Genomic DNA, 14640 nt, shown 5'->3' on the forward strand with positions numbered 1-14640 from the left:
CCGAAGCTTCAGGCGTCCAGATCGATAACGATTAACGCTATTCAATCGAGTTATAAATTCCCTTCAGCTATAAGCTAATCATTTAAAAATTGCATATTAAGCAAAATCATTATGCTTAGATAACCCACATCAACCTTCGAAACCAACGATGGAATCGCCATGACCCAGGCCCGACACCCGGAGAGACTCAGAGCATTCATAGGCGCCCTGGCGGAATTGATCGACAGCAACCCGCGCGAGGGAGACCTGCTGCATCGCGGCGGCAAGCTGCTCGGGCAGTTGGTCAGCCATGACGACTGGCTGCCGGAAGACTTCGCCCGCCCCGACCCGGAGCGTTATCAGCAATTCCTGCTGCATGCCGATTCGCGACAGCGCTTCAGCGTGGTCAGTTTTGTCTGGGGGCCGGGGCAACGCACGCCGATCCACGATCACCGGGTCTGGGGCCTGATCGGCATGTTGCGCGGTGCGGAATATTCCCAGGGGTTCGCCCGCCACACCGATGGCACGCTGGTGCCCGAGGGCAACCGGATTCAACTGCAACCCGGCCAGGTCGAGGCCGTGTCGCCGAAGATTGGCGACATCCATCAAGTCAGCAACGCGTTTGACGACCAAGTGTCCATCAGCATTCATGTCTACGGCGCCAACATCGGTGCCGTGCGCCGCGCGGTGTATCAGCCCGACGGCAGCGAGAAACTGTTTATCTCCGGTTATTCCAACGCCTTTCTCCCCAACATCTGGGATCTGTCCAAAGAGAGCCAAGCCCTATGAGTATCGAACTGACCCGTTCCTTCGCTGATATTCGAAAGGCCCTGCTGAACAAGGAAGAACTGGCCCTGGTGGATGTGCGTGAAGAAGCGCCATTCGCTGAGGCGCATCCTTTGTTCGCGGCCAACATCCCCTTGTCGAAACTGGAACTGGAGGTGTATTCGCGGATTCCACGGCTCGATACCCCCCTGACCGTCTACGACAACGGCGAAGGCCTGGCACAGATTGCTGCGCAGCGCTTGCAGGGCCTGGGCTATGTGAATGTGGCCCTGTTGGAAGGTGGCCTGGACGGTTGGCGCCGCGCCGGTGGCGAGTTGTTTATCGACGTCAATGTGCCGAGCAAGGCCTTTGGCGAACTGGTGGAAAGCCAGCGCCACACGCCATCCCTGGCGGCGGAAGAAGTCCAGGCGTTGCTCGACAGCGAGGCCGACGTGGTGGTGCTCGATGCCCGGCGTTTCGATGAATACCAGACCATGAGCATTCCCACCGGGATCAGCGTTCCGGGCGCCGAGCTGGTCTTGCGCGCCCGGGAACTGGCGCCGGACCCGACGACGCGGATCATCGTCAACTGCGCCGGGCGCACCCGCAGCATCATCGGCACGCAGTCGCTGATCAACTCCGGCATTCCGAACCCGGTTGCCGCCTTGCGCAACGGCACCATCGGCTGGACCCTCGCCGGTCAGAAACTGCAACATGGCCAGTCGCGCCGATTTGCGCCGACCAGCGAAGAGCATCGGCACATCGCGGCCAAGGATGCCCGTCGGGTCGCCGATAAGGCACTGGTAGGCCGCGCCACCCTGGCTGATCTTCAGCGCTGGCAGCAGGAATCGACGCGCAGCACTTATCTGTTCGATGTGCGTACGCCGGAAGAATTTGAACAAGGTCACCTGCCCACCGCCCGCTCGACCCCCGGCGGCCAACTGGTGCAGGAAACCGATCACTTCGCCAGTGTGCGCGGTGCACGTTTGGTGCTGGTGGATGACGACGGCGTGCGCGCCAATATGTCGGCGTCCTGGCTCTCGCAACTCGGTTGGGAGGTGCATGTGCTGGATGACGTGCAGCCTGCGCATTTCAGCGAAACGGGGACTTGGCAGGCGCCGGTGCCTGCGTCGCAGCAAGCCGAGGAAATCAGCCCCGAAACCCTGGCCGAATGGCTGGCTCATGGCGACAGTGTGGTGCTGGATTTCACCAGCAGCGCCAACTACGTCAAACGCCACATCCCCGGTGCCTGGTGGACGCTGCGCGGGCAATTAAGCGAAGCGCTGAACAACGTACCGACCGCGCAACGCTATGTGCTGGCCTGCGGCAGCAGCCAATTGGCGCGGCTGGCGGTCGCCGAAGTCGAGGCCTTGACCGGCAAACCGGTGTTCCTGCTCAAGGGCGGCACGGCCAGTTGGGTCGCCGCGCAACTGCCGCTGGAGGATGGCGAAACACACCTCGCGTCGCCGCGCATCGACCGCTATCGCCGCCCCTATGAAGGCACCGACAGCCCGCGTGAAGCCATGCAGGCGTATCTGGATTGGGAATATGGTTTGGTCGCGCAACTGGCCCGCGATGCTACCCATGGCTTCTTCGTGATCTGAATAATCCGCGCTCCTGGCCTTGCAGGCATAGGGGCAAACCCACCGACATCCGACCCCTCTCCGGGTGGAGGCTGCATCCACCTGGAGAGGATTTACCCATGCCCGCCGCCTTGCGCACCGACGCCTATTACGCCGCAGCAGCCCTGAGCCTGCTCGCCATCAGCCTCCACGCCCACGCCGAAAACACTGAGCCGGATAAAACACTCAGCACCGTGGTCGTCACCGGCAACCGTGGCAATCAACCGCGCACCATCACCGACAGCCCCTCGCCCATCGATGTGATCAGCGCCGAGCAATTGCAGGCCAGTGGCAAGGTCGGGCTCAAGGAATTGCTCTCGCGCCTGCTGCCTTCCTTCAACCTGCCGGCGATCAACGGCGGCGGGACGTCCTGGTCGGTGCGCGGCGTGACCATGCGCGGGCTGTCCGGGGATCAGGTGCTGGTGCTGGTCAACGGCAAGCGCTCGAACTGCCGATTCAGGATGACCTGACGTTCTATTCCTTTTCCACCGCCAGCTACATGGAAACCACCAAGGTCACCGGCAACTATCGACCCAACGACATCACCTCCCTGGCTGGCGACCCGGACACGCCCTACCCCGACGGCGTACACGCCCAGCGCCGCAACCGCACCATCGACTTCCAGTTCGCCGGTGGTTTCAAGGGCGAGGTCGGTGGCTACAAATACGGGCAGTTTTCGCCGTTCGGCTTTGGCGGGGCGTATTACTACACGCGGTTGGCGTACAACTTCTGATCCCCGCATGATCGTTCCCACGCGGAGCATGGGAACGACCATGCACACCACCAACCTGTAGGAGCGAGGCTTGCCCGCGAAGAACGATGACACGGCATACCTGAAAAATCGCGTCGTCTGCTTCGCGGGCAAGCCTCGCTCCTACAGGTTATCGATCGTTCCCACGCTCTGCGTGGGAATGCCTCAACGGACGCTCCGCGTTCGGCTCTGAATGGAACGCGGAGCGTCCCGGGCTGCATTCCCACGCGGAGCATGGGAACGATCATGCACACCACCGACCTGTAGGAGCGAGGCTTGCCCGCGAACAACGATGACACGGCATACCTGAAAAATCGCGCCGTCTGCTTCGCGGGCAAGCCTCGTTCCTACAGGTTATCGCTCGTTCCCACGCTCTGCGTGGGAATGCCTCAACGGACGCTCCGCGTTCGGCTCTGAATGGGACGCGGAGCGTCCCGGGCTGCATTCGCACGCGGAGCGTGGGAACGATCATGCACACCACCGACCTGTAGGAGCGAGGCTTGCCCGCGAACAACGATGACGCGGCATACCTGAAAAATCGCGTCGTCTGCTTCGCGGGCAAGCCTCGCTCCTACAGGTTATTGATCGTTCCTACGCTCTGCGTGGGAATGCCTCAACGGACGCTCCGCGTTCGGCTCTGAATGGGACGCGGAGCGTCCCGGGCTGCATTCGCACGCGGAGCGTGGGAACGATCAGCGCACGACTTAAATGCATTTATTTCATATTGAACATCGTGATAATCAGCTTACTTAATAATTAGCATATAACCATAAAGACTTTCCCAACGGCTTTTTATAGAGATAACGTCAACCCCAGACCGACCCCTTCTCCAGGCGGAGGCCACACGAACCCGCCTGGAGCTTGTCATGTCACTCAAACCGCTGTTGTTGAGCCTCTTCTGCACCCTGGGCTTCACCGCCATCAGCCATGCCGCCGACCTGCAACCCTTGCTGGTAGCCAATCAAAAATCCTCGATCAAGGTGCTGCTGGACGTCTCCGGCGAATTGAAGGATGTGCCCTACGACATCCAGTTCTCCGAATTCCCCGCCGCCGCGCCGCTGGGCGAAGCGCTGAATGCTGGGGCGGTGGACATCGGCGCCCTCGGTGATGCGCCTTATGTGTTCGCCCTCGGCGCCGGTGCACCGCTCAAAGTGGTCAGCATCATCCACGCCGAAGGTCGCTACACCACGGCCATTCTCGCGCTCAAGGATTCGCCGCTGAACAACGCCAGCGACCTCAAGGGCAAGCGCATCGTCACCACTCGCGGCTCCATCGGCCACTTCCTGGCGATCAAGGCCCTGCGCAGCGTCGGCCTGAGCACCCACGACGTGCAGTTCATCTACCTGATGCCCAGCGAATCGAGAATCCTGCTGGACAACGGCAGCGCCGACGCCTGGTCGACCTGGGACCCTTACACCACGATTTCCACCACCCAAAGCCAGGTCAAGGTCCTGGCCAGCGGCGACACCCTGCTGACCAACCATTTGTATCTGGCCGCCACCAGCCAGGCGATCGCAGGCAAGCGCCAGCAACTGGACGATTTCGTCGCCCGGGTCGACCGCGCCTACCGCTGGACCAACGCCCACCCCGAGGAATACGCCGCCGCCCAGGCCAAGGTCACCGGCCTGTCGCTGGCCGTGCATGTCGCGGTGAATAAAGGCACGCACATGCAACCGGTGACGATTGACGACACGGTGATCAGCGGCCTGCAAACCACCGCCGACATCTATCAGGAAGAAGGCATTCTCACTAAACACATCGACGTCTCCCAAGGCTTCGACAAGCGCTTCAACGCCCAGCGTGCCCCGATCAGCCAGGCATCGCGCTAATTCAGGAGTAAGAACCATGAGCAAACAACGTCAACTGAAACTCGGTGCGATGGTCCATGGCGTCGGCCACGGCTGGGGCGAATGGCGCCACCCGCAGGCCCAGCCCAACGCCAGCGTGAATTTCGACTTCTACAAGCAGCAGACGCAACTGGCCGAAGGGGCGAAGTTTGACTTCGTGTTTATCGCCGACAGCCTGCACATCCACGAAAAGTCCAGCCCGCATTACCTCAATCGCTTCGAGCCGCTGACCATCCTTTCGGCGCTGGCGGCGACCACGAAACATATCGGCCTCGTGGCGACCGTCACCGTCAGCTACACCGAACCGTTCCAGGTCGCGCGTCAATTTGCATCCCTGGACCACATCAGCGGCGGTCGCGCCGGTTGGAACGTGGTGACCTCCTGGCTCAGCGGCACCGCCGATAACTTCGGCAAGGCCGAACACCCGCCCCACGCCGTGCGCTACCGCATCGCCAAGGAACACGTAGAAGTGGTCAAGGGTTTGTGGGATTCCTGGGAAGACGACGCCTTCGCCTACAACAAGCAAAGCGGTGAATTTTTCACCCCCGGCAAACTGCATGCGCTGGAGCACAAGGGTGAGTTTTTCTCAGTCAAAGGGCCGCTGAATATCGCTCGTTCACAGCAAGGCCAACCGGTGATTTTCCAGGCTGGCACCTCGGAGGCCGGGCGCAATTTCGCGGCCGAGAACTCCGATGCGATTTTCGTCAGCCCCGAAACCTTCGATGAAGCCAAAGCCTACTACCAAGACCTGAAACAACGGGCCAGCGGCTTCGGCCGGGATGCGCAGAAGCTGTCGATCCTGCCGGGCATCCGCCCCATCGTGGGCCGCGACGAAGCGGAAGTGGAAAGTCGTTATCAGCAAGCGGTGGAACTGGTCAGCATCGAAGACGCGATCGTCGCCCTCGGCCGGCCATTCAATGACCATGACTTCAGCCAGTACCCGCTGGATGCGCCGTTCCCCGAATTGGGTGATTTGGGCGCCAACAGCCAGAAAGGCGGGTCCGACCGGATCAAGCAACTGGCCAAGGACGAAGGCCTGACCTTGCGTCAGGTGGCCCTGCGTTTCTCCCGGCCACGCCGGGATTTCGTCGGCACGCCCGAGCAGGTTGCCGACGCCCTGCAAACCTGGTTCGAGGCCGGTGCCGCCGACGGTTTCATCATCAATTCCTTGCTGCCCGATGGCTTGCAGTACTTCACCGAATGGGTGGTGCCGCTGTTGCAACAACGGGGCCTGTTTCGCGAGGAGTACAGCGGTAACACCCTGCGCGACAACCTGGGTCTGGACGTCCCTGCCAACCGTCACGCCGCCCTTCAAACCGAAGAGAAAAGCGAGGCCGTGGCATGAGCGAATCCCTCAATCAATTGCTCGCGGATCTGCACGCCGAACGCCTGGCGACCTGGGAGCCGGCGGCCCTGCAAGTCAATATCGATCAGCGTCAACGCCTGGTCGATGAGGCTCGGACCGAGGACTTCGTCAAGGTCGGCGACACCCTTGAGCCTTTCACGCTGTTGAAGGTTGAAGGCGGCGAACTGAGCCGCGACGAATTACTCGCCAACGGTCCGGCGGTGCTGATTTTCTTCCGCTTCGCCGGTTGCCCGGCCTGCAACATCGCCCTGCCCTGGTACCAGCGGCGGCTCTATCCGCAACTGCACGCGCTAGGGGTTCCGTTGGTGGCGGTCAGCCCGCAGGTGCCGGAACGCCTGGTCGAAATCAAGACCCGGCACAGCCTGGAACTGCAAGTGGCCAGCGACCCGGACAACCAGCTCGGCCGGCGCCTGGGCATTCTCTACAGCTTCGATGAAGCCTCGCGCAAAGCCTCGCTGGCCAAGGGCGCCGGCATCGGTGAAATCACTGGCACCGGCACCTGGGAATTACCGCAACCGACTGTGGTGGTGATCACACAGGACGGCACCGTGGCCTTCGCCGAAGTCAGCCCGGACTGGCTGGTACGCACCGAAGCCGACCCGGTGTTGCGCGCCGTTGAACAACTGCTCGGGCAACTCCCCGCGCGAATCGCTATCTGACCAGAGCCTGACCATGACGAAAAACATTCAACAGGGACAGTTCAATCGTCGCGGCTTCCTGACGGCCAGTTCGATTGCCGTAGGTGCGTTGGGGCTGTCCTCCCTGGGCCTGGGCGCCCGCGCCTTCGCGCAAAACACCTCGCTGTCGGACCTGACGCTGGGCGTCGCCACCTACCGTGGCCAGGAGTCGTACTTCACCGAAGACGCCGGTACCGCCAACCGCCCGTATAAGGTCGATTACGCGGAGTTCGCCGGCGGCAACCTGATCGTCGAAGCGCTGGCCTCGGGCAGTCTGGACATCGGTTCCATGAGCGAGATCCCGCCGATCTTCTCGATCCAGAGCCATCGCCAGCCGAAGCTGATCGCGGTGATTCAAGGCGATGTGAACAACCAGGTGTTCCTGATCCCCAAGGACTCGACCCTCGAATCCGTCGGGCAATTGAAGGGCAAACGGGTCGGCTATGTGCGTTCCACCACCTCGCACTACTTTCTGATCAAGGCCTTGAAGGAACAGGGCCTGACCATGAAGGACATCACCGCTGTGGCCCTCACACCGCAGGACGGCTTCAGCGCTTTCCAGAGCGGCCAGCTCGATGCCTGGGTGATTTATGGCGTGTTTATCCAGTTGGCGAAGTTTCGCAGCGGCGCCCGGGTCCTGAAGACGGCCCAGGGCTATTTGTCCGGCAACTATTTGATGGCGGCACGCCCCGCCGCCCTGGAAGACCCGCTGCGCAAACAGGCGATTCAGGATTACTTGCAGCGCACCGCGCGCACCCTGGAATGGATCAACAACAACCCCGAGCCTTGGGCCGCCAAATCGGCGCAGTTGCTGGGCGTTGATAAAGCCGTGTTCCTCGACATGTACAACAGCCGCAGCCAGTCGTGGAAAGTCCTCGAAGTCGACGACCAGGCGATTGCCTCACAGCAGGAAGTGGCGGATCTGTTCTTTGATGCGGGGGTGTTGAGTGAGCGGCTGGATGTGGGGCCGTTGTGGGACAGGCAGTTCAGGTTGTTGCCGTTGTGAATTTCATGGCCGAACACCCAACCCCTGTGGCGAGGGAGCTTGCTTGTGGCGAGGGAGCTTGCTCCCGATGGGTCGCGAAGCGGCCCCCGCTTATCCCTGAAAAGCAGGGGACTGCTGCGCAGTCCGGCGGGAGCAAGCTCCCTCGCCACAGGCAAGCCCCCTCACCACATTTGACCTCATTGAAGCAGCTACCGGCTCTCACCTTTTGATCGAGTGAACCCACCATGAGTCTTTCCTCTCAACACGCTTCACCCCTGCGCTCCATCGAAGCAGCCAATGTCGAAGCGCTGCTGGAAACCCTCGGCGCACAACTGGCCGCCACGGCCCACGTCTATGACGAAAGCGGTGCGTTCCCTCAGGACAATTTCAACGTGCTGCACGAGCACGGCCTGGTCGCGCTCACCGTGCCCAAAGCCCTTGGCGGTGGCGGCGCGAACCTGAGCCAGGCGCGCAAGGCGATCAGCGCGATTGCCAAGGGCGAACCCTCGACGGCGTTGATCCTGGTGATGCAATACCTCCAGCACGCACGTCTGCAAGACAGTAAATCCTGGCCCGAGGCCCTGCGTCTGCAAGTGGCCCGGGACGCGGTCGAGCGCGGCGCATTGATCAACGCCCTGCGGGTCGAGCCCGACCTCGGCACTCCGGCCCGTGGCGGTTTGCCGGCCACCGTTGCCCGACGCACTGCCGCCGGTTGGCGCATCAGCGGGCGCAAGATCTATTCCACCGGCAGCCATGGCCTGACCTGGTTCAGCGTCTGGGCGCGCAGCACCGATGAAGATCCGCTGGTCGGTGCCTGGCTGGTGCACAAGGACACGCCGGGCATCAGCATCATTGAGGACTGGGATCACCTGGGCATGCGCGCCACGTGCAGCCATGAAGTGGTGTTCGACAATGTGCTGGTGCCGCTGGATCACGCGGTCAGCGTCAGCCCTTGGAGCGCACCGCAACCCGAGCTGGATGGCGATGGGTTCCTGTGGATGTCGGTGTTGTTGTCATCGGTCTACGACGGCGTTGCCCAAGCGGCCCGCGACTGGTTGGTCGGTTGGCTGGAACAACGCAAGCCGTCCAACCTCGGCGCGGCACTGTCGACCCTGCCGAGGTTTCAGGAAACGGTCGGCCACATCGACACGCTGTTGTTCGCCAACCGCAGCCTGCTGGATGCCGCCGCCGAAGGGCGCACGCCATCGAGCAACGCCGCGCAACTGAAATACCTGGTGACCGGCAACGCCATCCGCGCCGTCGAGCTGGCCATTGAAGCCTCCGGCAACCCCGGCCTGTCACGCCACAATCCGCTGCAGCGGCACTACCGAGATGTGCTCTGCAGTCGCGTCCATACACCGCAAAACGACGCCGTGCTGCAAGGCGTCGGCAAAGCCGTTTTCGCCCAGCGCCAACCGAAGGAACGCCCATGAGCCAGCTCGTGATTGCCAGTCAACTGGATGAAGACTTCAACGATGTGATCCGCCAGCGCCTCGCGCACACCCACCCCGGCGCTGAGGTCCTGGACGTGCCAATTGGCGTGCCCAGCGACCTGCCCGCCGAAGTCAGTATTTTGCTGGCGCGTCCGATCAATGTGCGCGGCTACCTGGCGCCGGACACGCCGCCACCGGGCTGGCCTTATGGCTTGAAGTGGATTCAAGTGGTGTCGTCCGGTATCGACTTCTACCCCACATGGCTGTTCGACGGCCCTCCGGTGAGCACGTCCCGAGGCAGCGCCGCCGAGAACATCGCCGAGTTTGCCTTGGCCGCGATCTTCGCCGCCGCCAAGCATCTGCCGGATATCTGGGTGCATGACTCACACTGGAATTTCACCGCGCTGACACCGCTCAAGGGCACGACGTTGGGGATTCTCGGCTTCGGTGCGATTGGCCGCAGCCTGGCGGCGAAGGCCCACGCCCTGGACATACATGTCATGGCGCTACGACAGAGCCAGGCGCCCTTCGAGGTTGAAGGCGTCGAGGCCGCGCGGGATATCCACGAGTTGTTTACCCGGTCCGATCATTTGGTGCTGGCCGCACCGTTGACCGCTGCGACCCGACACATCGTCAATAGCGCGGTGCTGGCCAGCGCCAAACCCGGTCTGCACCTGATCAACATTGCCCGGGGTGGTTTGCTCGATCACGGGGCGTTGCTGGAAGCGCTGGACAGCGGCGCGATTGGCCTGGCTTCGCTGGACGTGACCGAGCCCGAGCCGCTACCTGACGGGCATCCACTCTACGCCCATCCAAGGGTGCGTCTGTCGCCGCATACCTCGGCGATTTCCAGTAACAGCCGGCATGAGATTGCCGACAGTTTCCTGGCCAATCTTGAGCGTTTCCTGAATGGCTTGGCGCCGGAGAACCTGGCGAACGTACAGCGCGGGTATTGATCTAGGCTGTCTTGAACCCATTCAAGAACAGCCGGAGGTTGTCATGCAGCTCGAAGGTTCCTGCCATTGCGGCGCGGTGTCGTTCAGTCTGACCAGCGCCCACCCCTACCCTTATCAGCGCTGCTACTGCTCGATCTGCCGCAAGACCCAGGGCGGGGGCGGTTACGCCATCAACCTCAGTGGCGATGCGGACAGCCTGAAGGTCAACGGGCGCAAGCACATCGCGATCTACCATGCGCGGCTCAAGGAGGAAGGCGACAAACGCGCCCACCGCAGCACCGCCGAACGGCATTTCTGTTCGGTGTGCGGCTCGGGGTTATGGCTGTTCAGTCCTGAATGGCCGGAGCTGATTCACCCGTTTGCCTCGGTTATCGACACGCCGTTGCCGGTGCCGCCGCAGAACACGCATTTGATGCTGGGTTCGAAAGCGTCGTGGGTGGAGGTCGAGCTGAAGCCTAAGGATCAGGAGTTCGAGGTCTATCCCGAAGAGTCCATCGCTGATTGGCATAAACGCCTCGGTTTGGAAAAGTGAACAGATCTGCAGTGGTGAGGAAACTCAATTGTGGCGAGAGGGCTTGTCGGAATGCCGCATCACCCCGTTCGGTTGCGCAGCAGTCGTAATTCCTGCTCGCGTGGTGTGACAGGAGGAATGCCGGGGCCGCTTCGCGACCCAACGGGGGCAAGCCCCCTCGCCACAACGAACGCCTTGCCACCGGTTATTCGCCGCACCACAGAACCCCTTCACAGTCTTTGACAGTTTCCCGACAAAGCTCTCAAAGATCGCTGGCCACCCGCCGCCTAGCATGGGCGCATCCAAATTCCCTCGGGTGCTCCCATGTTTCGTTCCATGTGTTTATCGCTGACTTCGCTGTGCCTGCTCGTGTACATCGGCGCGAGTGATGTGCGCAAGGACCGCAAGACCGTTGCCGATTGATGAGCGCTGGCGTTTGACCACGGTGCTGGCGGTGCAGTATCTGGCGAGCGAGGCGGCGGACAGCCCGATTGTCGAGCGACGGTTGCAGACGTCGTTGGCTGGGCAGGTGGTTTATGCCTTCTAAGATTGTTCCCACGCTCTGCGTGGGAATGCAGCCCGGGACGCTCTGCGTCCCATGGGAACGCGGAGCGTCCCTTGAAGCATTTCCCACGCTCTGCGTGGGAACGATCATCCGTAGGAGCGAGGCTTGCCCGCGAAGGCGTCCTCAAGAACGACACTAATCCAAATGCGCCCACGTCATGCGAAACGACGCCCCACCCCACGGCGAATCCACCACTTCCACCTGCCCACCGTGGGACTGCGAAACCCGCCGCACCAACGCCAGGCCCAAGCCAAAACCGCCGGTACGCCGATCCCGACTGGCGTCCAGCCGCGAGAACGGTTCGAAGATCTTTTCCCGCCCGTCCAGCGGCACGCCCGGCCCGTCATCGTTGACCTGCACTTCGTAGCGATCATCGTTGCGCACCAGCGACACCTCGACGCGCCTGTCGGCATAACGAATGGCATTGCGCAGCAGGTTGATCACCGCCCGGGCCATGAAGCGCGGCTCGATCCGCACCTCATCAATCTGGCACTCGACAATCAGCAACTGCACCCCCGCCGCTTCCGCCTCCAGCGCCACACTGCCGACCACGCTGTCGAGCCAACTGCTGGCCTGGATATTCTCGCGGTTGATCACCGTGGCGCCACGCTCAAGGCTGGCGTAAGTCAGCAGTTCAGAGACCATTTCTTCCAGTTCGCCCAGGTCGGCGTACATGTCGGCGATCAGCTCGCGGTTCTGGGTCGGATCGGGTTGTTGCTTGAGCTGATCGAGTTCGAACGACAACCGCGCAATCGGTGTACGCAGTTCATGGGACACCGCGTTGGTCAGCTCGCGCTGATTGGCGATCAGGCCTTCAATGCGCGCCGCCATCAGGTTGAAGTGTTCGGCCAGGTCGCGGATGTTCGAGCGCTTGGACAGCTGGATCCGCGACGACAGATCGTTATCGCCAAAGCGCTCGGCGGCCAGGCGCAGTTTCTCCAGATCCCGCCAGTGCGGCCGCACCCAGAAAAACAGCACGATACCGATCAAAACCGCCAGCATCAGGTAGGCCGCCGCGATATAGAACGGCATCAGGCTGGGTTCCGCCGGGAGCTTGATGCTCAGCAGTTGCGAGCCGCCATCAATGGTGGAAATGAACTGCGTGTATTTCTCCCGAATCACCAGCATGCCGTTGGCCAACAGGGCTTTTTCCTGGTCATCGAGGGCCAGTTGATCAGCCTCGACCAGCGTCAGCCCCAAGCCATAATGCGGACGCAAGGCCTCCAATTGCTGCTCGCGCCCCGGCCCTTCCAGGCCGCGCAACTGCTCCACCAGCGTATACGCCTGACCGCGCACGGCTTCGCGATTGTAGGCCTGCATCTGGTTGTCGAGCAGTGCGTTGAAGGTGTGTTCGACCGTCTGCAACGCCAGCACCAGCCCCACGGCCAGCATCAGGTACAAACCCAGAAATAACCGCAGCATCTAAAGCTCCCACGCGAACGGATTGAACAGGTAACCCTTGCCCCAGACGGTCTTGATGCACACCGGCTCCCGGGGATTGTCCTTGAGTTTGGCCCGCAGTTTGCTGATGTAGACGTCGACGCTGCGGTTGAGGCCGTCGAAGGCGATGCCGCGCATGCGGTTGAGGATGTCGTCGCGGGACAGGATCTTGCCGGCGGCGCTGGCCAGCAGCCACAGCAGCTCGAATTCCATGGTGGTCAGCTCGATGCCCTCGCCCGCCAGGCGCACTTCGCGGCAGCTGCGGTCGATGCTCAAGTGGCCGAATTCCAGGGCGCTGCACACGCTGGTGTCCGGCGTCTGCCGACGTTGCAAGGCGCGCAAACGGGCGAGCAGCACCGGGGGCTTGATCGGTTTGATCACGTAGTCGTCGGCGCCGGACTCCAGGCCGAGGATATGATCGAGGTCGTCTTCCTTGGCGGTGAGGATCACGATCGGCGTGTCGGACACGCTGCGAATCTCGCGGCACACGTGCAGGCCGCTCTGACCCGGCAACATCAGGTCGAGCACGACGATTTTCGGTTTGAATTCCAGAAATGCGGCCAACGCCAGGTCGCCGCGGTGCACCGCCCGGACCTCGAAGCCATGTTGGGACAGGAAATGCGCAATCAGCCCGGCGAGCTTTTCGTCGTCTTCCACCAGCAAAACTTTGCCAAAACCCAGGTTATCCATAACGACCGCGTGCCAACCCTTGTTTGAAGTGGGCGGCATTATGGCGGCAATCAGTGACGAGACGGAGATAGCAGGCAGCAAAAACCGGCCATGGGGGCCGATGTTTCATACTCTTAAGAGTTTTTAACAATATCGAATCAAAACATCACGACCGGCGGATGACGTCGCTTTTGTAGGAGCGAGGCTTGCCCGCGAAGGCGGTGTGTCATTCGACATTGATGTTGGATGATACGACGCCTTCGCGGGCAAGCCTCGCTCCTACAAGGGGATATGCGGCGGTTGATTGGGTTATGCGGCCGTCGGGATACCGCTGTGGAAACGGAATTCCACGTCCGGCGATTCGATCAGCTCTTGCTCGGCAGCGCGAACCCGGTCGATGACCTGAGCGATGTCCTTGGCGTCGCCGTACTGATAAGCCAGTTTCAGGTAACCCTGAAAATGCCGCGCCTCGCTTTTGAGCAAGCCAAAGTAGAACTTGCCCAGTTCTTCATCCAGATGTGGCACCAGCGCCTCGAAACGCTCGCAACTGCGGGCTTCGATGAAGGCGCCGACCACCAGGGTATCCACCAGTTTCACCGGCTCGTGGCTGCGCACCACTTTGCGCAGGCCCGAGGCATAGCGCCCGGCGGAGAGCTGGCGCAGCTCGATCTTGCGCTTTTTCATCAGGCGCATGACTTGTTCGTGGTGCACCAGCTCTTCCCGGGCCAGGCGCGACATCAGGTTGATCAGATCCACGTGGGAGTGGTACTTGGCGATCAGGCTCAACGCCGTGCTGGCGGCCTTGAATTCGCAGTTCTTGTGGTCGATCAGCAAGGTTTCCTGATCGGCCAGCGCGGCCTGGACCCAGCCGTCAGGGGTGCGGCAGCCGAGGAACTCGTGAATTTCGGGAAGGATCATGGGGCTCACGGATAAAAGGTTCAAAACGAAGTGCGCCGATTATACGGGCTTGTCGGCAGACCACCAGTCGCCGCCATTGATATGCATCAAGTCCCGTATTCCCGAGCAGCAACTATAGTTGTCCAACGCAGTGTTCTTTACTTCCTGGAGATCCCG

At 61.6% G+C, this 14640-nt stretch carries 14 protein-coding genes and 1 pseudogene; 12 read left to right on the plus strand and 3 right to left on the minus strand.

What is annotated here, in order from left to right; all coding sequences use genetic code 11:
- Positions 1 to 159: 159 nt before the first annotated feature.
- From ACY4LX_RS20180 to ACY4LX_RS20235, 12 genes and pseudogenes are all read left to right on the plus strand, one after another.
- Entirely contained in the window at positions 160 to 768 is a 609-nt protein-coding gene (locus ACY4LX_RS20180; protein WP_123508742.1) for a cysteine dioxygenase family protein, read from the plus strand.
- The gene (locus tag ACY4LX_RS20185) at positions 765 to 2348 is read left to right on the plus strand and encodes a rhodanese-related sulfurtransferase (RefSeq protein ID WP_463257586.1); all 1584 of its coding nucleotides are present in this window, start codon (positions 765 to 767) and stop codon (positions 2346 to 2348) included. The genes ACY4LX_RS20180 and ACY4LX_RS20185 overlap by 4 nt, the downstream gene beginning before the upstream one ends.
- A 98-nt stretch (positions 2349 to 2446) precedes the next feature.
- Positions 2447 to 2836 carry a TonB-dependent receptor plug domain-containing protein gene (locus tag ACY4LX_RS20190; protein WP_463257587.1) on the plus strand — a complete coding sequence of 130 codons (390 nt, stop codon included), beginning with the start codon at positions 2447 to 2449 and terminating at the stop codon, positions 2834 to 2836.
- A gap of 29 nt (positions 2837 to 2865) precedes the next feature.
- Positions 2866 to 3099, plus strand: coding sequence for a hypothetical protein (locus ACY4LX_RS20195; protein ID WP_463257588.1), 234 nt, complete (start codon positions 2866 to 2868; stop codon positions 3097 to 3099).
- Between the two features lie 884 nt (positions 3100 to 3983).
- Entirely contained in the window at positions 3984 to 4946 is a 963-nt protein-coding gene (locus ACY4LX_RS20200; protein ID WP_463257589.1) for an ABC transporter substrate-binding protein, read from the plus strand.
- Between the two features lie 16 nt (positions 4947 to 4962).
- Positions 4963 to 6309 carry an LLM class flavin-dependent oxidoreductase gene (locus ACY4LX_RS20205; protein ID WP_463257590.1) on the plus strand — a complete coding sequence of 449 codons (1347 nt, stop codon included), beginning with the start codon at positions 4963 to 4965 and terminating at the stop codon, positions 6307 to 6309.
- On the plus strand, positions 6306 to 6989 hold the full coding sequence (locus ACY4LX_RS20210; protein ID WP_463257591.1) for a peroxiredoxin-like family protein: 684 nt from the start codon (positions 6306 to 6308) through the stop codon (positions 6987 to 6989). Before ACY4LX_RS20205 ends, ACY4LX_RS20210 begins: the two co-directional genes overlap by 4 nt.
- Positions 6990 to 7002: 13 nt before the next feature.
- Positions 7003 to 8013 (plus strand): ABC transporter substrate-binding protein, encoded by a 1011-nt coding sequence (locus ACY4LX_RS20215; RefSeq protein WP_463257592.1) that lies wholly within the window; start codon positions 7003 to 7005, stop codon positions 8011 to 8013.
- 224 nt (positions 8014 to 8237) lie between these two features.
- Positions 8238 to 9425 (plus strand): acyl-CoA dehydrogenase family protein, encoded by a 1188-nt coding sequence (locus tag ACY4LX_RS20220; protein WP_463257593.1) that lies wholly within the window; start codon positions 8238 to 8240, stop codon positions 9423 to 9425.
- Positions 9422 to 10381, plus strand: coding sequence for a D-isomer specific 2-hydroxyacid dehydrogenase family protein (locus ACY4LX_RS20225; protein ID WP_463257594.1), 960 nt, complete (start codon positions 9422 to 9424; stop codon positions 10379 to 10381). The genes ACY4LX_RS20220 and ACY4LX_RS20225 overlap by 4 nt, the downstream gene beginning before the upstream one ends.
- Before the next feature lie 43 nt (positions 10382 to 10424).
- A complete protein-coding gene (locus ACY4LX_RS20230) occupies positions 10425 to 10913 on the plus strand; it encodes a GFA family protein (RefSeq protein ID WP_463257595.1) in 489 nt (162 codons plus the stop codon).
- Between the two features lie 391 nt (positions 10914 to 11304).
- Positions 11305 to 11439: pseudogene (locus ACY4LX_RS20235) on the plus strand (MipA/OmpV family protein); the annotation flags it as partial.
- Between the two features lie 153 nt (positions 11440 to 11592).
- Here ACY4LX_RS20235 and ACY4LX_RS20240 read toward each other — a convergent pair.
- From ACY4LX_RS20240 to ACY4LX_RS20250, 3 genes are all read right to left on the minus strand, one after another.
- Positions 11593 to 12879: an ATP-binding protein gene (locus ACY4LX_RS20240; RefSeq protein ID WP_463257596.1), complete on the minus strand. Its 1287-nt coding sequence runs from the start codon at positions 12877 to 12879 to the stop codon at positions 11593 to 11595.
- On the minus strand, positions 12880 to 13587 hold the full coding sequence (locus tag ACY4LX_RS20245; RefSeq protein ID WP_463257597.1) for a winged helix-turn-helix domain-containing protein: 708 nt from the start codon (positions 13585 to 13587) through the stop codon (positions 12880 to 12882).
- 288 nt (positions 13588 to 13875) lie between these two features.
- Positions 13876 to 14484, minus strand: coding sequence for a MiaE family protein (locus tag ACY4LX_RS20250; protein ID WP_054047466.1), 609 nt, complete (start codon positions 14482 to 14484; stop codon positions 13876 to 13878).
- Positions 14485 to 14640: the final 156 nt, after the last annotated feature.

The organism is Pseudomonas sp. Emmai (assembly GCF_055179735.1).